We start from the raw sequence: 23,968 nt of genomic DNA, 5'->3' as shown, positions 1-23,968 counted from the left end.
CCGCTCCGTAGATTCGGACCCGCCAAGCGATCCGACCGAACGGAGAACGACGCATGCCGACCCAGAACGTGGAGATCCCGCAGTTCACGCTGGCCGGGAACAGCACGCCCAGCGTGACGACCGACGCCCCGCACGAGCGGGCCTGGCACCCGGAATTCCTGTCCCCGCGTGCCGAGTGACGCGCTGACCGGGTGATGGAGTGACCCCGGGCCGGCGGCGGGCAGTCCGCCGCCGGCCTCCCCCTGGGCGAACCGAGGAGACGCCACGTGACCGCCGTACCCCCCGACGACCTGATCTCCCGCATCGACCTGGCGCTCGGCTCGGACCCCCGGTTCGCCGGCGCCCCGGCCATCGAGGCCAGGAACCTGGCGCGGTACCGGCTGGGCCTGCGGATCCTCGCCGAGCACCACCCGGACGCCGCCGACCGGCTGGAGCGGCTGAGCCGTGCCGGGGACGACGAGCTGCGCCCCGTCATGTACGACCCGGTGCTGCGCAACGCGTTCGAGAACGACCTGACGGCGCTGGAGGCGGGCGAGGGCCCGACCGACGCGCTGGCCGGCTACCTCGCGAGCGGCGCGGCCGACCCGCCCGCCGGCCGGCTCGACGGCCTGGGGCCGTGTGAGCGGCTGTCCCGCCCGCACGTACGGCCGTGGCCCCGGCACGCCGCCTCGTGGGTGTGGACCGACCTCGACGCCGGCGCCGGCCCGCAGCAGGCGCTGACCGCCCGCCTGGAGGCGCTGCTCGCCGGGACGCTGTCCAAGGACGGCTCGGGCACCCGCGTCACACCGGACGCCGCACTGTCGGCGGCCCTCGGCCGGGCGGCCGACCTGCTCACCGCGTTGCTGCCCCGCACGGGCGCCGGCGTGCTGCCGCACGTCTCGCTCGTCGGGTTCGCCCGGTACGACAACGGCGAGGAGACCCTGAACTCGATCTCCGGCGGCGACCCGCTCCCGTCGGCGCTCTTCCTGGCCCCCGAGCGGATGGACGACCCCTGGACGGCCGCCGAGACGCTCTTCCACGAGGGCCTGCATCTGAAGCTGTTCGACGTCCTGCGCACCGGTTCCCTGGTGGCGGACCCGGACCGGCTCGTCCCGATCCCCTGGCGGACGCGTTCGTGGACGCTGACCCGCGTGCTGTTCGCCATGCACGTCTACGCCCACCTGCTGCTGTTCCGCGCCGCGGCCGCCGAGGCGGGCCCCGGCCTGCGCTCGCGGTACGGTCCGCCGCCCGCCACGGAGGACGTCGACCGGGCCACGCCGGGCAGCGAGGCGGCGGCCCGCGGCGGTTACACCACGAGCCTGGAACGGGTCACATATCTGGCCCGCCAGGCTGCCGAGGTGCACGGCGGGGTGCTGACGGCCGAGGGACGGGCGTTCGTCGGCTGGCTCATCGGCGCGGTGACGCCCCTCGCGCCGGGCATCCTGTCCGAGGGCGGACCCGTCGCGAGCCCTCCCGCCGCCGTCCCGGCCGGAATGGTCGCTGCCGATGCCGTCGCGGCCGGGGCGGAGATGGAGCCGCGCGGCTACCGGCAGGCTCGGCCCGTCCAGGTGTGCCCGATCCCCGAGCAGCGCCGGCTCGTGGCCGTCTCGCCCGGCACGTCCAGGTTCCGCTGGCTGAACGACCACGCCTGGCTGATCTACGCCCTGTGCGACGGCCGTGACCTGGCGGCGCTGCGCGCGGGCTACCTGCGGGCCGCCGGGCAGGACGCGGACGAGCGGCTGCGGCTCGGTCTGGCCGACCTGCTGTCGGCGGGCCTCATCGAACCCGTCGGCACGTGAGCGGGCCACTCGGGCACACTCCCCGGCGGGGCATCCGGGGGAGCTCCTGAGCGGGGTGCTCAGGCGGTGATCCCGAGCTCGGTGAAGATGCGTGCGGCGGCGTCGCCGTGGTGGCGGGCGGCCACGTCGTCGCCGCGGCCGGCGTGCAGCTCGCCGAGGTCCCGGTGGGTCTCGGCCAGCCCCCTGCGGTCGCCGATCTCGGAGCGCACGCGCAGCGCCTCGGCGTAGTGCGCGAGCGCCTCCTCCTCCCGGCCGAGCAGGTGGTAGAGGCCGCCCAGGTCGTGGGCCACCTGGCCCTCGCCCCTGCGGTCGCCCGTCTCGCGGTGCGCGGCGAGCGCGCGCAGGAGGTGGCCGAGCGCGCGGTCGCGACGGCCGAGATGGATCTCCATGAGGCCGATGTTGTTCAGGGCGCGCGCCTCGCCCCGCCGGCTGCCCTCGGCCCGGCGCAGCGCCAGCGCCCGCCGGTACAGGCCGAGGGCCACGTCGTGGCGGCCCCGCTCCGCGTGGATCACGCCCAGGTTGTTGAGCGCGTTGGCCTCGCCGTTGCGGTCGCCCGCCCGCCGGTGGGCGGCCAGCGCGCGCTCGTACCAGGTGACGGCCTCGTCCATGCGGCCCAGGGTGCGCAGCACGATGCCGAGGAGGTTGTACGTCTGCCCCAGAGGGCCCTCGTCGCCGGCCGCCTCCATGACGTCGCGGGCCTCGTACAGGTGGGCGAGGGCGTCGTCGTAGCGGCCGAGCAGCCAGTGGACGGTGCCGACGCTGCGCAGGGCGGTGCCCGTGCCGCGCCGGTCGCCCAGCCGCCGGTGCAGCTCCAGTGCCGCGCCGTGCTCGGCGAGCGCCTCGGGGTAGCGGCCCAGGCGCTCGTACGCCTCTCCCAGGTCGTTGTGGGCGGCGGCCTCCTCACGCGGCCGGCCGCTCCGCGCGGCGGCGGTGACGGCGAGGGCGTGCAGTTCGGCGGCCAGCGCCGGGCGGTGGGCGAGCGCCAGCGGACGGGCCAGCGCGGCGGGCAGCCGCCAGGCCGCCTCCGCCCCGGCCTCGGCGGCGTGGCGGGTGGCGGCCAGCACGTTGTCCAGGTCGTCGTGCAGGGCGGTCGGGTCGCCGATCGTGGCGTACCAGCTCAGCAGCCGTTCCACCGCCTGCTCCCTGACCGGCGCCGCGTCCTCCGCCGCGCACCGGTGGCGGGCGTAGTCGAGGAGCAGGTCGTGCAGGTGGTACCGCTCCGCCCGCGCCCGGCCGGGGCGTGCCTGGACGAGGCTCGCCGCGAGGAGGACGTCCAGGCGGGCGCGGGCCTCGGCGGGCGGCACGCCGAGCAGCGCGGCCAGCGCCTCGGCGGTGAACCCGCCGCCCGGCACCAGGCCGAGCCTGCGGAACGCGGCCCGCTCGGCTTCGCCCAGCGCCCGGTACGACAGGTCGAAGGTGGCCTGCACGGCCGCGGTGGAGGCATCGTCGTCCATCGCACCGACCCCGTCGCCGAACGTGTCGCGTAGCCGCAGCGAGGCCAGCCGTCCCCGTTCGGCGAGGTCCTCCAGGTAGACCGAGATCCGGCGGTGGGGATTGCCCGCCAGGTGGGCGCCGGCGATGCGCAGGGCCAGCGGCAACCGACCACACCGGCGGGCCAGCTCCGCCACCGCGCCCGGCTCGGCGTGGGCGCGCGGGCCGATCACCGCGGTCAGCAGCGCGACCGCCTCCGGCTCGGACAGGACGTCGAGGTCGACGGCGCGCACGGCGTGGCGCAGCGCCAGGCCGGACAGCCGGCCGCGGCTGGTCACCAGCACCAGGCAGCCCTCTCCCGCCGGCAGCAGCGGCTCCACCTGCGCCGGTCCGGCCGCGTCGTCCAGCACGACGAGCACGCGCCGGCCCGCGAGCAGCGTCCGGTACGCGGCGGCCAGCTCGTCCTGCCCGGCGGGCACCTGCTCGGCGGGCATGCCCAGGGCGCGGACGAACCGGTCGAGCGCCTCCCTCGGGGTGACCGCCTCCCGCGGCCGGTGCCCGCGCAGGTCGGCGAAGAGCTGGCCGTCGGGGAACCGCGCGGCCATCCGGTGCGCCCAGTGCAGCGCCAGCGCCGACTTGCCGACGCCCGGCATGCCGCTGACGACGGCCACCCGGGGCCGCCCGGGCTCGACCAGCGCCGCCAGCTCACGGAACGTCGCGACGCGCCCGGTGAAGCAGGCCGGGGCCGGCGGCAACTGCCGAGGCACCGCCACCCCCGCCGATCGCTCGTCGACCACCTGCCGGGCCGCTCCGGTGGGACGTCGGTCGCCCGTCTTCCGGGCGGCTCCCGCGGGATGCCGGTCGCCCATCTTCAGTGTCGGTTCCGTGGGAGGCGGGTTCCCCCCCGCCCGCCAGGCCGCGCCGGCGGGAGGCTCGTCGTCCCCGACCTCGGCGGGGCGCTCCTCGCCCCGCCGCAGGATCCGCTGGTGGACGTGGCGCAGCTCCGGCCCCGGGTCGAGCCCCAGTTCCTCGGCGAGCGCCCGGCGTGCCCGGTCGTAGGCCGCCAGCGCCTCGTCGGGCCGTCCCGAACGGTCGAGGGCCACGATCATGCGCGTCCACAGCGACTCGCGCAGCGGATGCTCGGCCAGCACCCCGCGCAGGCGCGCGGCGACCTCGGCGTGCCGGCCCGCCCCCGCCAGCGCGTCGGCGTACTCCTCCCACACCGCCAGCCGCAGCCCGTCCAGCCGGACACGTTCGGCCGCGACCGCCGGCGAGTCCGGCACGTCCACGAGCGCGGCGGCCCGCCACAGGTCCAGCGCCTCCCGGTAGAGCCGCGCCGCCTCGCCGGACGCCCCGCTCTCCGCCGACTCGCGCGCCCGCCCGGCGAGCCGCTCGAACGCGTGAGCGTCCACGGCGGCCCCCTCCAGGCCGAGCCGGTAACCGCCCGGCTCCTTGGTGATCGCGCTCACGCCCTTCGCGCGCAGCCTGGAGACCAGCGAGTGCAGCGTACTGTCCACGCTGCGCGGCGGGCTGCCGCCCCACAGCTCGTCCACCAGCCGCCGCGCGGGCACCGGCCGTCCCGCCGCGATGAGCAGGACGGCGAGCAACGCCCGCTGCTTGGGCGCCGTCAGCGGCACCGGCGAGCCGTCGAGCCGCAGGTCCAGAGCCCCGAGAACGCGGAACTCCACGCCACCCCCTCCAGCTCTCCAGCCCGTCGGCGCCGCGCCGCGCAAGATCGGCGCAAGCCCGGCGTGGAAGTCTAGATCGCGATTCGACCTGTCCGGTAGCGGCGTTTTCGCCCATCCAGTTCTGGGAGGTGGTCGTCGATGGTCATGTCCATGCCCCTGACCGGCGCCCGCGTGCGTCTCGGTCTGCTCGGCCCGCTCCAGGTGGTCCGCGGTGACGGGCCGGTCGCCATCACCGCGCCCAAGCACCGCGCCGTCCTCGCGATCCTGGCCATCAACGCCGGTCGGCCGGTCTCGGCGGAGCGGCTCACCGAGGAGCTGTGGCAGGGCTCGGAGCCCGCCTTCGCCCGCAAGACCGTGCAGGGGTACGTCTGGCGGCTGCGCAAGGTGGTCGGCGACGTCCTGCGCACCCACGCCGGCTCGTACGAGCTGGACGGCGACGCCCCGGAGACCGACGCCGCCCGCTTCGAGCGGCTGCTGGAGGACGGGCGGCGCGCGCTGCGCGAGCGGCGGCCGGAGCGGGCGCGGGCGTCACTGGAGGCGGCCCTGGCCCTGTGGCGCGGCCCGGCGCTCGCCGACGTGCCGGCCACGCCCGTGGTGCGGGGGCACGCCGACCGGCTGGAGGAGGCCCGGCTGCTGGCCGTCGAAGCCGCGTTGGAGGCCGACATCGAGCTGGGCGCCACCGCGGCGGCCCTGCCGCGGCTGCGCGAGCTCACCCGCGCCCACCCGCTGCGCGAGTCGCTGCACGCGCTGCTCATGCTCGGCCTGTACCGGTCGGGACGGCAGGCCGAGGCGCTGGCCGTGTACGGCGGGCTGCGGGCGACGCTGGTCTCCGAGCACGGCCTGGAGCCGACCCCGGCCGTACGCGACCTGCACCGGCGCATCCTCGCGGCCGACCCCACCCTCACCCGGGCGCCCCTATCGTGATCTTTCATGAGATTCGTGGTCGCCCTCGTCGTCCTCCTCGCGGTGTGCGGAGCGGACGCGCACGCGCCCCGGGTGGCCTCGTGGCGGCTGACCCACGCCGTGCGGGGATGGCCCGGCGAGGTGACCTCCACGGACATCGGCGCGATGGGCGTCACCGGGCAGGGGCAGGCGTGGGCCCTGCTGGCGGAGCGGAGCGGGAGCGGGCGGGGGAGCGGCCCCCGGTCGTGGTCGATGCTGCGCTGGGACGGCGCCTCATGGCGGCGCGCCCCGCTGCCGGAGGGCGCCGAGGGCTCCGACCCGCGGTTCGCCGCCTCCCCGTCGGGTGACGACCTGTGGCTGTTCACCGGGGACCGGCCGTTCCAGCTGACCGGCGGCCGATGGACGCACCGTCCGTGGCGCGGCGCGTTCACGCGCGCGTCCGTCGCCGCCGGGGCGAAGGACGACGTCTGGGTCTCCGAGTACGGCGGCCCCGACGACTACGCCGAAGCCGGGCTCAGCCACTGGGACGGCCGCTCGTGGAGCCCGGTTCCCCAGCCGAGCGCCTACGGCCATGAGGTCTCACGCCTGGCCGCCCCCGGCAGGGGCGAGCTGTGGGCGGTGGTCGACGGTATGGGACAGGCCAGGGTGATCCGCTGGAACGGCTCCGGCTGGGCGGCCACCCCGCTTCCTCCCGCGCCCGGCTGCCCGCCCGCCCCCGCCGGCGGGTTCTACGGCATGGCGGCCCGCGCCCGCGACGACGTGTGGCTGATCACGCAGGCCGCCGCCGCGCGGTCCGGGTCCTGCGCGGTGCCCGATCGCGGCCTGGTCGCGCGCTGGGACGGCACCGCGTGGACGTGGCCGGACCTGCCGCTGACCCAGACCTGGCTGCCCGACGTCGCCGCCGACCGGGTCGGTGGCGTGTGGATCGCCGCCAACCCCGCCCACGGGCAGCCGTACGTGCTGAACTTCCGGAACGGCCGCTGGACCCGGTCGGCGCTGCCCGCCGACGGCGGGTGGGCCGGGTTCGTGGACATCGCCCCCGTGCCCGGCACCACCCGGCTGTGGGCCCTGGCCCGCCGCGGCGACGGCACCCTGCTCCTCTACGAACTGGCCTGACGGGAGACGGGCTCAGGAGTGCGGGCGCTCGTCCACGACCTGCACGAGCTTGCCCGTGCGCGGATGGGTGGCCAGCTCGGACGGCCGCACCCACTCGATGATCAGCGGATGGACGAACCCCTGCTCCACGCAGTCGGGGTACAGCGGCCGGGCCGCGTACACCGCCTCGACCAGCCGCTCGGTCAGCCCGGCGGGCGGCTCATCGGCGCAGGCCAGGCGCAGCACGAGCCCGTCCTTGCCGTCCCAGCGGCGCTCGACCATCTGCATCCCGGTCATCGCCCCGCCCGGGTCGGCGGCGGCGAGCGCGGCGCGGACGTCCTCGTACGCCATGGCCACGTTGGCCACCCTGGCGCCCTCGACGGTCCGGCCGACCAGGCGGAAACGGCGGCACCCGGCGTCCACCCACTCGGCCAGGTCGCCCACCGGGTAGCGGATGATCGGCATGAGCGTGCGGAACAGGTTCGTGACGACCACCCGGCCGCGCACGCCCGGCTCGGTGATCGGCTCGCCGGTCACCTCGTCGAGGAGTTCGACCACGGTGCGCTCGGGGAACGCCTCGTGCACCCGCACGTCGTCACCCGGCACCGGCCCGCCGACCAGGCCGGCGTCCACCGTGGCGTACCCCAGCGACGCGATCGCCGCGCCCGGGAAGGCCTTGGCCAGGCGCGGGCGCAGGTCGTCGAAGAGCAGGTCGCCGGCGAACAGCAGCAGCTCCACCGAACGCGCGTCCACCCCCTTGGCGAGCACCGCCTCGGCGACCCCGCCGAGCTTCATCGGCGTGCCCGCCAGCACGTTGACGCCGAAGCCGGCGATGAGGTCGGCGACGTCCTCGTCCGGCGTGTGGCCGGCGACCGGCAGCCGCACGTTCTCCACCGGCGCGTTGTGCAGGGCCGCCTCGATGTAGAGGAAGCCGCCGTACAGGTGGCCGGCGAAGAACAGGTTCGCCACCCGGTGACCGGGCCGCAGCCCGGCCCTGACCATGCCGGCGCCGAACGCCGAGGTGGAGTCGAAGTGCTCGGTGCGGGTCCACGGGGAGACCTTCGGCGCGCCGGTGGTGCCGCCGGAGGTGTACACGCCGGCGTCGGTCAGGGGGCCGGTCAGCAGCCGGTTGTCCGGCCAGGTGTTGGCGGCCCAGAAGGCCGCCTGGTCGATGATCGGCAGCCGGGCGAGGTCCGCGACGCCCTCGGGCACGTCACGGTAGAGCTCGGCGTAGAACGGCGAGTTGCGCCGGGCGAAGTCGATCAGGTCACGCAGGGGTCTGGCGGGCATCTGGATCTCCTTGCTGCGGGTTCGGGTCAGATTCGGCTGTGGGCGAGGCTGGGGGCCCGGGCCGCCAGCACCCGACGGCGGTAGAACCACCAGTTGGTGACCAGGAAGACCGCGTAGCCGCTGAGGAACGCGTACAGCGCCACGGCGACCGAGCCCGTCTGGCTGATCGACATCGCGAAGCCGCGCGGGATGAGGAAGCCGCCGAACGCGCCGACCGCGGAGGCGATGCCGATGCACGCCGCGGCCTCCGGGCGGGCGTTCTCCGGGGCGCCCTGGGCGGCGAAGATGGCCGGGATCATCCGGTACGTGGACCCGTTGCCCGTCCCCGAGGCGACGAACAGCAGGAGGAACGCCCCCAGGAACATCGGGAACGCGTGCCACCGGAGCCCCGCCAGCGCGCCCGCCACGCCCGCGGCCATGGCCACGAACGACCACGCGGTCACCCTGGCTCCGCCGTACCTGTCCGACAGCCAGCCGCCGACCGGCCGCGCGAGCGAGCCGACGAGGGGGCCCAGGAAGGCGACGTACGGCGCGGCCGAGCCCGCGAAGGCCGTCTTGACCACCAGCGGGAAGGCCGCCGAGTACCCGATGAACGAGCCGAAGGTGCCGATGTAGAGGAACGACATCACCCAGGTGTGCTTGCGCTTCAGGGCGCGCGCCTGACTGGCGAAGCCGGCCGTGGCCACCGCGAGGTTGTCCATGAAGAAGTACGCGCACACGGCCGCGGCGGCGACGAGCGGGAGCCACACCAGACCGGCGTAGGCCAGCCCGGCCGCGGCCGCCAGCGGGACCACGAGCTGGACGACCGCCACGCCCAGGTTGCCGCCCGCCGCGTTGACGCCCAGCGCGAAGCCCTTGCGCCGCTCCGGGTAGAAGTAGGAGATGTTGGCCATGGAGGAGGCGAAGTTGCCGCCGCCCAGCCCGGCCGTCGCCGCGGCCAGCAGGAACAGCCCGTACGGCGTGGCCGGGTCGGCGGCGAGCACGGCGAGCAGCCCGACCGGCAGGAGCAGCAGCAGCGCGCTGACCACGGTCCAGTTGCGCCCGCCGAAGGCCGAGACCGCGAAGGTGTACGGCAGCCGTAGCGTGGCGCCGACCAGGTTCGGCACGGCCACCAGCCAGAACAGCTGGTCGACGGTGAACGGGAAGCCCGCCTTCGGCAGGAGCACCACCACCGCGCTCCACAGCAGCCACACCGCGAAACCGAGGTGCTCCACGAAGATGGAGAAGACCAGGTTCCGGGTGGCGACGCGGCGCCCGGTCGCCGCCCAGAAGCCGGGATCCTCGGGGTCCCAGCGGTGGATCCAGCGTCCGCTCATCGATGTGTCGTTCCTTCCTTCATGACGACGTGGCCTTCATGCGACTTGGCCTTCACGACGGCCTGCCGGAGACGGCGACGCTCTGGCCGCGGAACTCGGCGACGACCTCGCCGCCGGGACGGCGCACGGTGACGTCGTAGACGCCGTGCCTGCCGTAGCGCACCCGCTCCTCCGCCTCGGCCAGCAGGTCCTCTCCGGGCGCCGCCGGGCGGACGAAGGTCACCTGGGCGCTGTGCGCGACGGTGACCGGGCCGCGGCTGTTGCAGGCGTAGGCGAAGGCGGCGTCGGCGAGCAGGAACACGTAGCCGCCGTGGGCGACGCCGTGCAGGTTGACCATGTCGTCGGTGATCCGCATGCGCAGCCGGGCCCGGCCGGGGCCGAGGTCCTCCAGCGTGATCCCGAGCGACCGGCAGGCCGCGTCCTCGGTGTGGCCGCTCACTCGGGGGCCCCGATCCAGGTACGGGCAAGGGCGCGCACGGCCGAGCCGTCGGCGTCGGCGAGCTTGGCCGCCAGGTAGCCGGACACCCAGGCGCTGGTGGCGATGCGGAAGGGCGGGTCCTCGGCGGTCAGCGCACCGACGATCACCTCGGCCACCTCCCTCTTGGACTGCCCGGCCCCCTCCCAGCCCGCGCCGCGCACCCAGTCGATGTAGTCGGCGAAGGTCCGGGCGTAGGGGCCGGAGGCGGCCTGGATGGTCTTCCGGTTGATGTCCGGAAAAATCCCGAACCGGGTGTCGGCGACGAAGCCGGGCACGACCACCGACACCGTCACCCCCTGGGAGGCCGCGACCGGCGCCAGGCTCTCCATGAACCCCTCGACCGCGAACTTCGCCGCCGCGTACGCCTCGTTGAACGGCTGCCCGACGACGCCGTGCACGCTGCCGACGCTCACCAGCCGCCCGCCCGAGGCCCGCAGCAGCGGCATCGCCACCCGGCTGACGGCGATCACCCCGAAGAAGTTGACCTCCAGGTTGGCCCGCAGGGCCTCCATGGTGGACATCTCCATCGTGGGGTCGAAGTTGGACACGCCCGCGTTGTTGACCAGCGCGTCCAGCCGCCCGTAGTCCTCCCGCACGCCGCGCAGGCAGGACTCGGGCGACCCGGCCTCGGTGACGTCGAGCCGCCGCACGTCCACCTCGACGCCCGCCTCCCCGGCGGCCTCCAGCAGCTCGCCGGCCCGGTCCGGGTCGCGCATGGTCGCCACCGTGGCGAACCCGGCCCGCGCCGCGGCGACCGCCGTCGCCAGCCCGACACCCGACGAGGTCCCCGTGATCAGCACCGTCTTCATGCCGTGCTCCCTTTCAAGGCGCGCTCCTGTTCATGCCGTGCTCCCGTTCAGGACGCGCTCCCGCTCCGCCCGGTCGAGCAGCGGCTGGATGCCCAGCGCGGGCAGGAAGGACAGCGCCGCGAGCAGCGTCCCGACCGCCATGACCACCCGGGCGGCGTCCAGCACGCCCAGGCCGGGCGTGAGCAGGGTGACCGCCGAGCCGCCCGCCAGGGCGGCCAGCGGGATCACGCCCCACGTCGCGGTACGGAAGGCCGCGTGCATCACGCCCTGGTTCTCCGCCGGCATCCGCGACTGGCGGATGGGCGCGCTGCAGACGTTGATGCAGGACATGAAGAAGCCGTAGCAGCCGATCGTCACGCCGATCACGACGGGCGGCGGCAGCGCGGGCGCGGCCAGCACGCCCAGCCCCACCAGGCAGTGCAGCAGCAGCGCCCACGCCATGGTGCGGCCCAGCCCCAGCCGGGCGCCGATCCTGGGCGCCGCGAGGGCCCCCAGCACGGCCCCGACGGCCGCCGCCGACATCGCGGCGCCGTACGCGGCGACCTGGACCCCCAGCCCCTGGTAGGCCAGCACGGGCAGGACGGTCACGAAGACGGGCCCGCCCGAGTTCAGCGTCACGGCCGCCACGACCACCCGGCGCAGCACCGGATCCGCCCAGTTCAGCCGGAACCCTAGCGCCAGCCGCGAGCGCACCGACCCCTGGTGGACCGTCGCGGTGCCCCACGGGCGCATGGCGGTGAAGCAGGCGGCCGAGACCAGGTAGGTGGCCGCGTCCACGAGCAGGGCCGCCGCGCCGAGCGCGTGGTAGAGCCCGGCGGCGATCGACGGCCCGGCCACCTCCGACACCGTCCGGCTGCCCTCCAGCCGGGAGTAGGCGTGGACCAGCCGGTCCTGCGGCACGGTGGCGGGCACGGCGACGAGGTAGCCGACGTTGAAGAAGATCGTCGCCCCGCTGACCAGCGCCACGCAGACGAACAGCAGCGGCGTGGTCAGCACCCCGGCCCAGTAGGCGATCGGGACGGCCGCGATCGCGGCCAGCCGCACCAGGTCGCAGGCCAGCATGGTGACGCGTTTGTTCCACCGGTCCACCAGGACGCCCGCGATCGGCCCGAGCAGCGGAATGCCCAGGTACTGCGCCATGGAGACCACGCCCACCTCGAACGGCGAGGCGTCCAACGCGAAGATCATCAGTGTCGGGACGACGAACACGGTGATCCGGTCGCCGACGAGGCTCACCGTCTGGCCGGACCAGAACAGCATGAACTCCCGCCCCAGGGACAGCCTCACGAGCCCTCCCTGACCACGAAGCTCGCGGTCTTGCCGGTGCGCTCGTTGCTGACCAGCGCGTCCACCACGCGTACGCGGAAGGACTCCGGGTCGTGCTGGAAGGCCGTGCTGAGGGTGAAGGTCGCGGCCATCAGGTCGCGCCGCAGCCGCTCGGCCAGGCCGGGAGGCGCGTCGCCGCCGGCCAGCAGCAGCACCTCGACGGTGGCGACCCGGCCGCGCTGCTCGGTGACGACGACCTGGGCCCGCGAGACGCCGGGCTCCCGCTCGGCCTGTGCCACGATGTCGTCGACGTGCAGGCCGAGGCCGCGCACCTGCACCACGGAGTCGCGCCGGCCGAGGATGCGCAGCGCCCTGCCCTCGGCCCCGCACGGGCAGGCGACGAACCGGCCGGCGTCGCCGGTCCGGTAGCGGAGCACGGGGTTGAGCATGTCCGGGTTGAGGGTGGTGAAGTCCAGCAGCTCGTCCTCGCCCACGTGCACGAGCTGCTCGGGCAGCGGGTGGAAGACGTCGGCCGGGCAGTCCGGCGTGTTCGTGCCCGCGACCCAGGTCTCGGTGCTGCCGAACATGCCCCACCGGCGCGCGTCCGGCGCGACCACGGCCAGGTCCTCGTCGAGCTGCGGGTGCCACGCCTCGCCCAGCCAGAGCACCTTGCGCAGGCTCGGCAGGCGGACCCCGGTGGCGCGGGCGTGGGCGAACCACAGCCGCAGCACGCTGGGCGTGCCCCCGAACGCGGTCACGCCCCGGGCCGCGAGGAACGACAGCCAGTCGCCGTACTCGTCCCTGGTGACCGAGCCGAGCGCGATGACCTCGCAGCCGGACAGGTCGGCGAACGCGGCGGCCAGGAAGTGGGCGCCCCACATGCGCCCGGCGCCCCAGCCGTTGACGAAGACGTCGTCGCGGTCCAGGGGCCGCCACTGGGCGTGCACGCCGGTCATGTAGAAACCGGTGGGGGCGTGGCCGACCTTGGGCGCGCCGGTGCTGCCGCCGCTCTGGAACAGCCAGGTGGCGCCGTGCTCGGCCCTGGGCCGCAGGTGCGCGAGCGCCACGTTCAGCTCGTCCTTGACCAGCGTCGGCAGCGCGGCCACGTCCCGCAGCGACAGGATCTTGTCGTGGCCGGCGTAGCGGAGGGCGAGCGCGGGGACGGTCTTCAGGCGCTCCAGCGTGCGCTGCGGAACGCGCAGGTCGGGGTCGGGGGACAGCGAGAAGTCGGTCATGTTCTCTCCAGCCATCGGGTGTGGGCGTCGCGGTAGGCGGTCCAGCGGGCGCGGGTGATGTCGCGCTGGAGGGCGCGGGCGGGGTCGCCCCAGTCCGGCGCGATCACCCCGTCGGGCTCCAGCTCGGAGAACCAGTACCGCTCCCCGTCGAAGAGGAAGTCGACGCAGAAGAACGGGATGGGCAGCCGGGCCGCGAAGTACGCGGTGGCCGCGGCCAGCTCGGCCGGGACCTCCGGGAACTCCATCGCGCCGCCCCTGCTGGCGTTGGCGACCGGCGAGCCGGGCTGCGGGATGCGTTTCATGACGGCGTACGGCTCGCCGTCCACGACGTAGACGCGGTAGTCCACGGTGCCGTCACCCAGGTACGGCTGGACCACCAGCGCGGTGTCGCCGCCCTGCGCCAGGCTGGCCAGGCCGCGGATCTCCTCGGCGTCGCGCGCCAGGTTCACCCCGCCCCCGCCGCACCACCCGGACGGTTTGACGATGGCCGGGTACGTCAGCTCGCCCAGCGCCGCCTCGTACAGGTACTTGCCGGTGTCCCGGCCGGTGCCGATCCGCACGGTCGGGACGGGCGGCACGGGGGAGTCGCGCAGGAACAGCACCGTGGCCAGCTTGTCGTTGGCGATGGGCGACAGCCACGCCGGGAACGGCAGGTAGAAGCCGGCCTGCTCCAGCACGGCGTAGAGCGCGTACTGGTTGAAGACGTCCATCGACTGGTACGGCAGCGAGTACAGGGCGGTGATGAACAGCGTGTCCTCGGGGGTGACCCGCTCCCGGTCCACGTAGACGCGCGGCTTGCCCGTGTCGAGGCCGTCGACCGTCACCGCGTCGGGCGCGTGCCGGCACCAGGTCAGGCCCAGCTCCTCGGCCACCTCGGCGTACAGGTCCCAGAAGAAGGGGTGCCACATCGCCTGGGCCCGCGTCGACTCCCGGTCCGGGAAGATCCAGCACATGCGGCGCAGCGAGCTCATCGTTGTCCTTTCCACCAGAGGCGGCCCGGCTCCGGGAGCGTGTCGATCGGGTCGTAGAAGGGGAAGCGGCGATCGGGGCCGGGCGGCTCGCCCAGGCCGATGCCGTGGTTGCCGGCCCAGTAGGAGATGCCGCGCTCGCGGTCGTACGCGGCCACCTGGTGCACCCACCGCTTGCCGACGTACGGCACGTCGCACACGACCCGGGGCGTCGCGTACCCCGGCAGGTAGCCCATGATCGCTTCCTGCAGCCGCAGGCCCTGGTGGAGCGGGATCCGCCAGTGCTCGGCGTTCGGGATCATGTCGCAGAGGTAGAAGTAGTACGGCAGGATGCCGGCCTCCCCCTGCAGGGCGAAGCACAGGTCGAGCAGGTCGGCCGCGGTCGTGTTGACCCCGCGCAGCAGCACGCCCTGGTTGCGCACGTCCCGCACCCCGGCCTCGAACAGCGCCCGGGCCGCCTCCGCCACCAGCGGCGTCACCGACTGCGCGTGGTTGGCGTGGGTGTGCACGGCGAGGTTCACCCCGCGGCGGCGGGCGAGCCCGGCCACCCGGCCCATGCCCTCGACGACGCGCGGCTGGAGCCAGTGCTGCGGCAGCCCGACCAGGGCCTTGGTCGCCAGGCGGACGTCGCGCACCGACTCCAGGTCCAGCAGGCGCAGCAGGAACGACTCCAGCCGGGGCCACGGCACGTTCGCCACGTCGCCGCCGGAGACGACCACGTCGCGCACCTGCGGGGTGCGCTTGAGGTAGTCCAGCATCAGCTCCTCCCGGTCCACCGGCTTGAGCGTCAGCCGCGCCTTGGTGATCTGCGGGGTGGAGGAGCCGACCAGGTCCATCCGGGTGCAGTGCCCGCAGTACTGCGGGCAGGTGGACAGCAGCTCGGCCAGGACCTTGGTCGGGTACCGGTGGGTCAGCCCCTCCACCACCCACATCTCGGCCTCGTGCAGGGAGTCGCGCCGGGCCCGCGGGTGGCTGGGCCACTCGGGCTGCCGGTCCGAGGCCACCGGCAGCAGGTACCGGCGGACCGGGTCGGCCAGGAACGCCTCGGTGAAGGCGGCCGGCTCCAGGGCGGCGCCGGGCGCCATCACGTTCAGCAACTGCGGGGTGACCAGCATGGACATGGTCGCGAAGCGCTCCGCGTCGGCCCGGAGGTCGGCGTAGAAGGACTCCTGGAGCAGGTCGCCGGCCACGGCGCGGAGCTGGCGGGCGTTCTTCACGCAGTGGGCGCGCTGCCACTGGGCGTCGCGCCACTGCGCCTCGGTGACGCCGCGCCAGCCCGGCAGCCGCCGCCAGTCCGGTTCCACGAGCGGGCGGCGCGCGTACCTGTAGAGCGGGCCGGCGGCGCCGGCCTCACGCAGGAGATCGGCGGCGCCGGCGGTCATCGGGTGGCTCATGCGGCGAACAGCGTCGCGTGCCGGGTGCGGAGCTCGCGCTTGAGCACCTTGCCGGTGGGGCCGAGCGGGTAGTCCTCGCCGGTCCTGGCGACGACCACCGCGGCCAGCGTGGCGAGACCGGCCTCGGCCAGCGCCTTGTTGGCCCGCTCGCGCACCTCCTCGGCGGTGGCGCCGGCGGCCTCCGCCTGCAGCCGCACCACGGCGATCGGCCGCTGCCCCTCGCCCGGCGGCCCCGGCACGCCGACGACCGAGCAGTCCTGCACCAGGTCCGCGCAGTCGGCGATGAGGACCTCCTCGACGGGCAGGCTGTAGACCGGCCCGGCCAGGGTGTCGATGACGTCCACGGTGCGGTCGAGGTGGTAGAACCTGCCCTCGGCGTCGCGGCGGGCCACGTCGCCGGTCAGCCAGAAGCCGTTGAGCTCGAAGCTCTCGGTCAGGCGCTGGTCGTTCCAGTAGCCGGGGGTGCGGGAGGGGGTGATCACCCCCAGCAGCCCGACGGTCCCGTCGGGCACCTCCTCGCCGTTCTCGTCCAGCACCGCGGCCTTGACGACCGCGTCCTGCGCCCTGCCCACGCAGCGGTCGTCGCGCGGCGTCTCGGGCGTGAACACCATGCCGAACAGCGCCATGCCCATCTCGGACGAGCCCAGCCCGTCGATGAACTGCGAGCCCGGCTGCGGCTCGCCGGCCGAGGCGCCGGCGGGCAGCAACCACGGCTGGATCAGCCCGGCCGGACGCTCGCCGAGCTGGACCAGGCGGCGGATGTGCCCGTAGTGGGCGGAGTCGCCGGTGTTGAACCACGAGTGCACCCGCGCCGCGCCCCTGACCGGCGGCTCGCCGGTGGCCAGCTCGACGAACGTGCGCGGGAACGAGGCGACCATCGTGGGCTGGAACGCCTCCATCACCGGCTCCACCACGGCGCGGCGCCAGTCCGACATGACGACGGTCGGCAGGCCGAGCAGGACCGCGGTGAGGAAGTAGCTCAGGCCGCCCGCGTGCGTGTGCGGCATGAGCGACATGAGCCGGTCGTACGGCTCCGCCGGGAAACGCTCCATCCTGGCCTGCTTGCCGTCCCAGAAGGACCGGTGGCCGAGCGTCGTGGACTTGGGCACGCCGGTGGTGCCGGAGGAGTGGATCAGCGCCACGATGTCGTCCGGCTCGTGGCGGTGGGGGTAGGACTCCGGCAGCGTGCCCGAGGCGGCGTCGAAGGCGCGCACCTCGGAGGCGAGCGCGACGAACCGCGGCCGGTTCTGGGGGTCGTCGCGGTAGGCGAGCTGGAGCCGGGTGGTGTCGTCGGCCACGACGCCCACCACGCCCACGTGGTTGAGGTAGCGGATCATGACGTCCGGTCGCATCGCGTCGTTGACCATCGCCGGGATGGCGCCGAGCGCGGTGAGCGCCAGGAAGTGGATCAGCGGCTCCAGGCCCTCGGCCACGACGATCGCGACCGGGTCGCCCGGCCGCACGCCGTTGGCGTGGTACCAGCGGGCGTAGCCGTCGCGCATCCGGGCCAGGTCCAGCAGGCTGTGGCCGCGCAGCACGACCTGGCCGCGGTGGTCGACGCGGTGGGTGTGGACGAACGGCACGTCCCGGTGGGGGTTGCCCTCCAGGGCGTGGTCGAGGAAGTTGCCCGCGCCCAGGCCGGGCTCGGTCATGAACCGCCGGCGGACGGGCAGGGGTGCGATCGAGGTCATGGTGTTTCCCTCCAGGTGATCTCTGCGGCCACGCGGTGACCTGACCGGATGGCGCCTTCCATGAGGCCGAAGAACTCGGTGCTGGTCTCGGTGCCGGCCCAGTGCACGCGCCCGTGCGGCGCGGTCAGCCCGGGGCCGAGGCGCGGCCAGTCGCCGGGGCCGAACAGGGCCGCGTAGCAGCCCCGGCTGTACGGCTCGCCGACCCAGTCGGTGAGGTGGAACGCGATCGGCGGCGGCAGCTCGGGGAACAGCCGCGCGGCCTGCGCCACGGCCAGCCCGCGCTGCTCGGGGGCGGGGAGCGCGGCGTAGCGGCGGGCCTCGGCTCCGGTGACGAAGCCGGTGAGCACCCCTGCCCGCTCCCCGGCGGGGGAGTCGTCCACGGTGGACAGCAGGGGACCCTCGGCGCTGACCGACCAGCCGGACAGGCCGAGCTCCCGCCACAGCGGCGACGGGTAGACCAGGTGGACCTTCACCGCGCAGCCAGGGCCGGTCGCCGGGGTGGAGCGGGGCGCGGGCGGCCCGGGCCGCAGGTCGATCGCGTCGGCGAGCACCGGCGGGACCGCCACCACGGCGTGGGTGCCCCGCACCCGGCCGCGCGGGGTGGTGGCGGTGACGCCGCCCGCGTCCTGGTGGAGCTCCAGGACCGGCTCGCCCAGGCGTACCCGGTCGCCCAGGGCGGCGGCCAGCCGTTCGCACACCTGGTGCGCGCCGCCGGCGATCCGCCACTCCTGCGCGCCGCCCTCGAACGCGTTGAGGTAGCGGATCCCGCCGCCGGAGCGCAGGTAGAAGGCCATGTGCAGGACCGACACGCGGGCGGGGTCGGCGGCCATCATCTCGCCGAGGAACAGCGAGAAGAACAGCCGCGCGTCCGGGTGGCGCAGGCGCTCGGCCGCCCACCGCTCCGCGGTCAGGCCGTCGAGCCGGGCGGCGTCCTCCGTCAGCCAGGGCGCGTCCGGCCGTACGAGCCGGGTGACCTCCTCCAGCGCGTCGAACATCTCGCCCAGCGCGACCGCGGACAGCGGCGGGAACCGGCCGGGCCTGGTGGCGCCGGCGTCGCGCAGGGCGAACCGGCTGGCCCCCGCCACGGTGGCCGGCGTGGTCTTCAGGTCCAGCTCGGCGAGCAGGGCGGTGAGCGCGGTGTGCCGCTCACCCAGGTAGGCGGCGCCCGCGTCCACCCAGCCGCCCGGTTCGACCTCCAGGCCGTGCGTCCGGCCGCCCACCCGCTCCCGCGCCTCCAGCACGGTGACCTCGGCGCCGCGCGCGACCAGCTCGGTCGCCGCGGTCAGCCCCGCCAGACCGGCTCCCACGACGACGACGTTCACGCCGCCTCCGCGATCTTCTTGGAAAGGGCGTTCGGGGTGGGCGCGTCGAGGAGGTCGTCGAATTCCAGCTCCACCCCGGTGGCGCGGGCGACCGCGCTCAGCACGCGCGTGGCGAGCAGCGAATCCCCGCCCATGACGAAAAAGTCGGAATCAGCGGTGACCTCGGGAATTTCCAGCACTTCGCGGAATACGGCCGATACGGCGTCGACATTCATGAAAGGGGTCTCCTTAAACGGCGGCCGACCGGTATCGCCGGTGCGATCCGGCGCGGTCGACTTTTCCGCTCGCCGTGTGGACGAGCTCGGGTACGACGGTGATCCGGTGGGGGACGAGATGGGCCGGGACGTGCTCGCGCAGGTAGTCCAGGACCTCCGCGGCCAGGGACGCGGTCGTGTCGGCGGGCATGGCGGCGGGCGTGGTGGAGGAGCGGGGCACGACGTAGGCGGCGAGCGTCGTGTGGCCGGCGACCGGGACGCCGACCACGGCCACCGCCCCGACGCGCGGGTGGCCGGCGATCTGGGCCTCCACCTCGCCCGGGTCCACCCGGATGCCGCGCACCTTGAGCTGGTGGTCCAGCCGCCCCTCGTGGACCAGCGCGCCGTCCGGGCGGCGGCTGACCCGGTCGCCGGTGCGGAAGTAGCGCCGGGTCACGGCCGGATCGGTGGGGTCGTCCGGGTCGTCCGGGTCGTCCGGATCGTCCGGATCGTCCGGGTCGATGGGGTCGGCGGGGTCGTCCGGGTCGTCCAGCTCGGCGAACCGTTCGGCGGTGGCCTCCGGCCGGTCCCGGTACCCCAGGGCCAGCGCGGGGCCGCCGACCAGCAGCTCGCCCTCCTCGGTGATCCGCTCGACGACGTGGGGGAGGGGCCGGCCGATCGGCACCCGGTCGTCCGGCCCGCCTTCCCGGGCGTGCGGGCCGTGCAGGTCGATGGCGTGCGTGATGAGCGTGGTCTCGGTGCAGCCGTACGTGTTGAGCAGGCGGACGGTGTCCAGGCCGAGGGCGCGCCAGCCGGCCAGCCGTGCCGGGCTGACTGCCTCGCCGCCGACGACGACCAGCCGCACCGACCGCGGGAGGGCGGCCCGCTCGGCCGTCAGGTGATGGACCAGCTCGTGCCAGAACGCGGTGGGGAGGTCGAGGACGGTGATCCGCTCGGCGTCGATCATCCGCAGCATCCGGTGGAGCGACCCGGAGTACGCGTGGTCGTGGAAGACCAGCGTCGCGCCCGAGGTCAGCGCGGGCAGGATCTCCTCCAGGCAGGTGTCCCAGTTGAGGGACGCGAACTGGAGCACCCGGTCGTCGGGGGTGATCCCGAACAGCTCGCGCAGCCCGGCCGTCACGACCGAGATCGCGCCCCGGGGCGTCACGACCGGCTTGGGCTCGCCGGTGGAGCCGGAGGTGAACAGGATGTACGCGGGGTCGTCCGGCGCCGCCGCCACGAAGCCGGCGCCGCCGGGGTCGGGAAGCCCGACCAGGCGTACCCCGGGATCGGGCGGCTCGGGAAGCCGGGTCAGGCGCATGCCGGGATCGGGCGGCTCGGGAAGCCGGATCAGGCGCACCCCGGACGGCACGGCGGAGCCCGGCTCGCCGATCACCATGCGGCAGCCGCTCGCCGCCATCAGCGCCTCCCGGCGCGGCCACGGGTACGCCGGATCGATCGGGCAGTAGACCCCGCCGGCCGCCAGCGTGCCGAGCAGCGCGGCCACGGTGTCCGCCGAGCGTGACGTCAGCACCCCGACCACTCCGGGCTCCGGGCCGAGCCGGCGCGCCGTCGCCCGGACCCAGGCGTCCAGTTCCGCGTACGTGACCGTCCGGTCATGGCGCGTCACGGCCGGGCGGTCCGGATGAAGGCGCACCGTTTCGGAAAACGCTTCCATCACGTCACGAAATGGATAGGACACACTTACCCCTTTTCCGGAGCTGGCCGAATACGGCGCGATACGCAATCCGAAGGCTGTTGCGGTACGAATGCGGGGAAATCGTGTTCATGGTGTTGGAGAGCACTGGATGCGAGCTTGTTTTGGACAGGATGCGCACTGGACTTCGTCCGGTATCTCCGGCATCACGCGCTGTCACAACGATGTTTCAGACGGGGAGAGATATGTCAGCTGAAACAGACCTGACAGGTCTGGAGCAGACCGTGAGAATCGGGCTTCTGGGAACGGTCCGGGCGTCGCGGGGGCGCCACGAGATCCCGCTCGGCACACCACGCCAGCGCGCCGTACTGGCGCTGCTCGCCCTCGACGCCGGACGCACGGTGTCGATGGAGCGGCTGATCGCGGCGCTGTGGGGGGAACAGCCGCCGGCCGGCGCCCGGGGCCTGGTGCAGGGCTACGTGTCCCGGCTGCGGCAGGTCCTGGCCAGGGCCGGCGTCACGATCGTCCACGGCCCGCAGGGCTACCTGCTGGGCCTGGCGGCCGAGCAGGTCGACCTGCACGAGTTCCGGCTGCTGGTGGCGCGGGCGCGGGCCACGGAGACGGACGAGGCCCAGGCGGCGGGCATGCGCAGCGCCCTGGCGCTGTGGCGGGGGGAACCGCTGACCGGCATCACCGGCGGCGAACTGCTGGACCGGCTGCGCGACACGCTCAGCGAGGAACGGCTGGCCGTCACCGAGGAGTGCCTCAACGCCGAGACCCGCGCCGGACGCGACGCGGTGCTCATCCCCGAGCTGATCGCGCTGGTGGCGACGCACCCCCTGCGCGAGGGGCTGGTGGGGCTGCTCATGGTGGCGCTGTGCCGGGTCGGACGCCGCGCCGACGCGTTGGACCGTTACGAACACACCCGCCGGCACCTCAGCGAGGAGCTGGGACTGGATCCCGGACCCGAGCTGCGCCAGCTCCGCCAGCGCATCCTGCGCGGTGACGCGCGCATGGCCCGGGCCCCGCGCCTGTCCGCCGCGGCGCCCGCGGCCGTGCCCGCCCAGCTGCCGCCCGAGGCCGGGCCGTTCACCGGCCGCCACCAGGAGCTGAGCGTGCTCGACGAGATCGCGGTCCGCGGCGAGGCGGCCGCCGTCGCCATGGTGACCGGCGCGGGCGGCGTCGGGAAGACCGCCCTGGCCGTGCACTGGGGCCACCGGGTCCGCTCGCTGTTCCCCGACGGCCAGCTCTACGTCAACCTGCACGGCTGCTCGCCGGAGCGGCCTCTGCCGCCCATCGAGGCGCTGGGCCGGCTGCTGCGCGCGCTCGGTGTGCCGCCGGAACGGGTGCCGGACACCGTGGAGGAGGCGAGCGCCGCCTACCGCAGCCTGCTGGCCGACCGGCGGGTGCTCGTGGTGCTGGACGACGCGGGCGGCGTCGACCAGGTCCGCCCGCTCCTGCCCGGCGGCCGGCGCTGCGTCACCGTCGTCACCAGCCGCGACCGGCTGACCGGCCTGGTCGCCCGCGACGGCGCCGTCCCGGTGCCGCTCGGCATGCTCATGCCCGAGGAGGCGGTCGCGCTGTTCGACGCGATCCTCGGCAGCCGCCGATTAGCCGCCGAGCCCGCCGCCGCCCGGGAACTCGCCCGGCTCTGCGGGTACCTGCCGCTGGCGCTGCGGATCGCCGCCGCCGCCATCGTCGCCGCGCCGGGCAGGGACATCGCCGGACAGGCACGCCGGCTCACCCGGGCCCGGCTGCCCATCCTCGCCCTGCACGACGACCCCCACGCCGCGGTCCGCGGGGCCTTCGACCTGTCCTACCGCCGACTCGATCCGCCGTCCCGCCGGCTGTTCCGGCTGCTGGGCCTGCTGCCGTGGCCGGCCTTCACCCGCTCGGAGGCCGCCGCCTTGATCGGCGCCGGGGCCGAGGCGGCCGACCGGCTCCTGAGCCGGCTCTCCGCCGCGCACCTGATCGAGGAGTGCGGGCCCGGCCGCTACACCTTCCACGACCTGATCAGGGAGTACGCGCGCGAACGGGCCGCCGCCGAGGACAGCCCCGCCGCCCGGGACCACGCCCTGGCGGCGCTGCACGCCATGCTCGGCGAGGAGCCGCCCGCGCCCCGCCCCGGTGACGGCCGCCTCACGGTCGTCGCGGGCATCGCGCCGGACACGCCCGTACGGCCACCCGCCCTGACGGACGGCGCCCTGTCGCTCGCGGAGGCGCCGCCGGCGGCTCGGGTGGATGGTGCTTTGTCGCTCGCGGAGGCGTCGCCGGCGGCTCGGGTGGACGGTGCTCTGTCGCTCGCGGAGGCGTCGCCGGCGGTCCGGGCGGCCGGGCACCACGCCGGCGGGAGCGTGGACCCGCTGGCGCGGTGGGTCGCCATCCGGCGGGCCGGGGTGAGGATGGTCTTCTAGCCGATGGGCGCACGGCACTCGCGGCGGCGGCCCGGGCCGTACGAGGGGGCGGGCTCTTACGAGGGGACGGGCTCTTACGAGAGGACGGGCTCGTACGACTACGACGGGGCGGGCTCGTATGAGGGGACGGGCGAGACCGGGCGGGCCCCGCCGCTAGATTGCAGGAGTGACGTCGGTGGAGCGGGTGATGGGGGACACGGTGCGTGACTCGGCCGCCGGAGGACTGTCCGTGGACTCGGCCGCCGGACAGCTGGCCGCGGACGATCCCGTGGTGGAGGCGGTGCTGACCGCGAGCCGCGCGCTGGTGGCCGTGGCGGCGCGCTCCATCGCCGCCGCCGGCGGTGAGGTCACTCTCCCCCAGTATCGCGCGCTGGTCCTGATCGCCGCGCGCGGGCCGCAACGGCTGGCCACTCTGGCGGAGGCGCTGGGGGTGAACCAGTCGACGGCCTCGCGCATGTGCGACCGGCTCGTGGCCAAGCGCCTGGTGCGGCGCAGCCGGTCCGCGAGCGACAGGCGCACGGTACGCATCGCGCTCACACCGGAGGGGCGGGCCCTGGTCGACGGGGTGACCCGGCACCGCCGTGGCGACCTGGCGCGGATCCTCGCCCAGCTCACGCAGGACCAGCGGGACGCCATGGTGGCGGCCCTGAACACCTTCAGCCTGGCGGCGGACGAGCAGCCCATCGCCGAGGGCGAGTTCCTCGACGAGCTCTGAACCCAGGAACGGCGACAGGTCACCGCCCGCCGCCATGCCGCCCGGCCGGGGCGAGCCGACCTCCTACCTCGGCTCGCGCGCCGCGGTGGCTGACAACGTCACGGAGAGGGCCGTCCCGATCACCCGGCGCCCGCGCGTCCCCCTCGGCGTCGACCCCGAAGCCGCGAGGGCGCGAACAAGGTCCCGCACCCGCACGTGACAGCCGACCTCAAGGAGGGTCCTGCCTGGCCGGGATGGGCCGCTGCGGTGCCGTCCGATGGGGTGGGCCGCAGGGTGCTGACCGGCTGGGGCGGCCCTCAGGGCTCGGGGCCCTCAGGGTGCTGT

At 74.9% G+C, this 23,968-nt stretch carries 19 protein-coding genes; 6 read left to right on the top strand and 13 right to left on the bottom strand.

The window, feature by feature from the left end:
• Positions 1-53 precede the first annotated feature (53 nt).
• The gene (locus HD595_RS46505; RefSeq protein ID WP_301309766.1) at positions 54-179 is read left to right on the top strand and encodes a hypothetical protein; all 126 of its coding nucleotides are present in this window, start codon (positions 54-56) and stop codon (positions 177-179) included.
• 87 nt (positions 180-266) lie between these two features.
• Entirely contained in the window at positions 267-1,778 is a 1,512-nt protein-coding gene (locus HD595_RS44940; RefSeq protein WP_253780768.1) for a PqqD family protein, read from the top strand.
• A gap of 59 nt (positions 1,779-1,837) precedes the next feature.
• On the opposite strand, the gene HD595_RS44935 is transcribed toward HD595_RS44940, so the two are convergent.
• Positions 1,838-4,897, bottom strand: coding sequence for an AfsR/SARP family transcriptional regulator (locus HD595_RS44935; RefSeq protein WP_253780766.1), 3,060 nt, complete (start codon positions 4,895-4,897; stop codon positions 1,838-1,840).
• A gap of 144 nt (positions 4,898-5,041) precedes the next feature.
• Here HD595_RS44935 and HD595_RS44930 point away from each other — a divergent pair, with 144 nt between their 5' ends.
• Together HD595_RS44930 and HD595_RS44925 are read left to right on the top strand one after the other, a co-directional pair.
• Entirely contained in the window at positions 5,042-5,821 is a 780-nt protein-coding gene (locus tag HD595_RS44930; protein WP_253780764.1) for an AfsR/SARP family transcriptional regulator, read from the top strand.
• A 6-nt stretch (positions 5,822-5,827) separates the two neighbouring features.
• Positions 5,828-6,916 carry a hypothetical protein gene (locus HD595_RS44925; protein ID WP_253780762.1) on the top strand — a complete coding sequence of 363 codons (1,089 nt, stop codon included), beginning with the start codon at positions 5,828-5,830 and terminating at the stop codon, positions 6,914-6,916.
• Between the two features lie 12 nt (positions 6,917-6,928).
• Here HD595_RS44925 and HD595_RS44920 read toward each other — a convergent pair whose 3' ends face one another.
• The 12 genes from HD595_RS44920 to HD595_RS44865 are packed head-to-tail and all read right to left on the bottom strand — an operon-like array spanning position 6,929 to position 20,536.
• On the bottom strand, positions 6,929-8,185 hold the full coding sequence (locus HD595_RS44920) for a phenylacetate--CoA ligase family protein (protein ID WP_253780759.1): 1,257 nt from the start codon (positions 8,183-8,185) through the stop codon (positions 6,929-6,931).
• Positions 8,186-8,211: 26 nt separating this feature from the next.
• Positions 8,212-9,501 carry an MFS transporter gene (locus HD595_RS44915; protein ID WP_253780757.1) on the bottom strand — a complete coding sequence of 430 codons (1,290 nt, stop codon included), beginning with the start codon at positions 9,499-9,501 and terminating at the stop codon, positions 8,212-8,214.
• 52 nt (positions 9,502-9,553) lie between these two features.
• Entirely contained in the window at positions 9,554-9,940 is a 387-nt protein-coding gene (paaI, locus tag HD595_RS44910) for a hydroxyphenylacetyl-CoA thioesterase PaaI (RefSeq protein WP_253780756.1), read from the bottom strand.
• Positions 9,937-10,788: an SDR family NAD(P)-dependent oxidoreductase gene (locus HD595_RS44905; RefSeq protein WP_253780755.1), complete on the bottom strand. Its 852-nt coding sequence runs from the start codon at positions 10,786-10,788 to the stop codon at positions 9,937-9,939. Before HD595_RS44905 ends, paaI begins: the two co-directional genes overlap by 4 nt.
• A 30-nt stretch (positions 10,789-10,818) precedes the next feature.
• Complete coding sequence (locus HD595_RS44900; RefSeq protein WP_253780754.1) at positions 10,819-12,075, bottom strand: MFS transporter; 1,257 nt, start codon at positions 12,073-12,075, stop codon at positions 10,819-10,821.
• The gene (locus HD595_RS44895) at positions 12,072-13,289 is read right to left on the bottom strand and encodes an AMP-binding protein (RefSeq protein WP_253780753.1); all 1,218 of its coding nucleotides are present in this window, start codon (positions 13,287-13,289) and stop codon (positions 12,072-12,074) included. Before HD595_RS44895 ends, HD595_RS44900 begins: the two co-directional genes overlap by 4 nt.
• Complete coding sequence (locus tag HD595_RS44890) at positions 13,286-14,260, bottom strand: ATP-grasp domain-containing protein (RefSeq protein WP_253780752.1); 975 nt, start codon at positions 14,258-14,260, stop codon at positions 13,286-13,288. Before HD595_RS44890 ends, HD595_RS44895 begins: the two co-directional genes overlap by 4 nt.
• A complete protein-coding gene (locus tag HD595_RS44885) occupies positions 14,257-15,651 on the bottom strand; it encodes a KamA family radical SAM protein (protein ID WP_253780751.1) in 1,395 nt (464 codons plus the stop codon). The genes HD595_RS44890 and HD595_RS44885 overlap by 4 nt, the downstream gene beginning before the upstream one ends.
• Positions 15,648-17,342 carry a class I adenylate-forming enzyme family protein gene (locus tag HD595_RS44880; RefSeq protein ID WP_253780749.1) on the bottom strand — a complete coding sequence of 565 codons (1,695 nt, stop codon included), beginning with the start codon at positions 17,340-17,342 and terminating at the stop codon, positions 15,648-15,650. Before HD595_RS44880 ends, HD595_RS44885 begins: the two co-directional genes overlap by 4 nt.
• Positions 17,339-18,664, bottom strand: coding sequence for a flavin monoamine oxidase family protein (locus HD595_RS44875; protein WP_253780746.1), 1,326 nt, complete (start codon positions 18,662-18,664; stop codon positions 17,339-17,341). Before HD595_RS44875 ends, HD595_RS44880 begins: the two co-directional genes overlap by 4 nt.
• Positions 18,661-18,879 (bottom strand): phosphopantetheine-binding protein, encoded by a 219-nt coding sequence (locus HD595_RS44870; protein WP_253780743.1) that lies wholly within the window; start codon positions 18,877-18,879, stop codon positions 18,661-18,663. Before HD595_RS44870 ends, HD595_RS44875 begins: the two co-directional genes overlap by 4 nt.
• Before the next feature lie 13 nt (positions 18,880-18,892).
• Complete coding sequence (locus HD595_RS44865; protein WP_301309764.1) at positions 18,893-20,536, bottom strand: amino acid adenylation domain-containing protein; 1,644 nt, start codon at positions 20,534-20,536, stop codon at positions 18,893-18,895.
• Between the two features lie 263 nt (positions 20,537-20,799).
• Here HD595_RS44865 and HD595_RS44860 point away from each other — a divergent pair, with 263 nt between their 5' ends.
• Both HD595_RS44860 and HD595_RS44855 read left to right on the top strand, forming a co-directional pair.
• A complete protein-coding gene (locus HD595_RS44860) occupies positions 20,800-22,929 on the top strand; it encodes an AfsR/SARP family transcriptional regulator (protein WP_253780737.1) in 2,130 nt (709 codons plus the stop codon).
• Positions 22,930-23,095: 166 nt separating this feature from the next.
• Complete coding sequence (locus HD595_RS44855) at positions 23,096-23,644, top strand: MarR family winged helix-turn-helix transcriptional regulator (RefSeq protein WP_253780735.1); 549 nt, start codon at positions 23,096-23,098, stop codon at positions 23,642-23,644.
• The last annotated feature ends 324 nt before the right edge of the window (positions 23,645-23,968 follow it).

The sequence above is a fragment of the Nonomuraea roseoviolacea subsp. carminata genome, from assembly GCF_024172185.1.
Taxonomy (GTDB): domain Bacteria; phylum Actinomycetota; class Actinomycetes; order Streptosporangiales; family Streptosporangiaceae; genus Nonomuraea; species Nonomuraea roseoviolacea.
The sequence above is the reverse complement of the archived record's forward strand: the minus strand, read 5'-3'. Positions and strand labels throughout refer to the sequence as shown.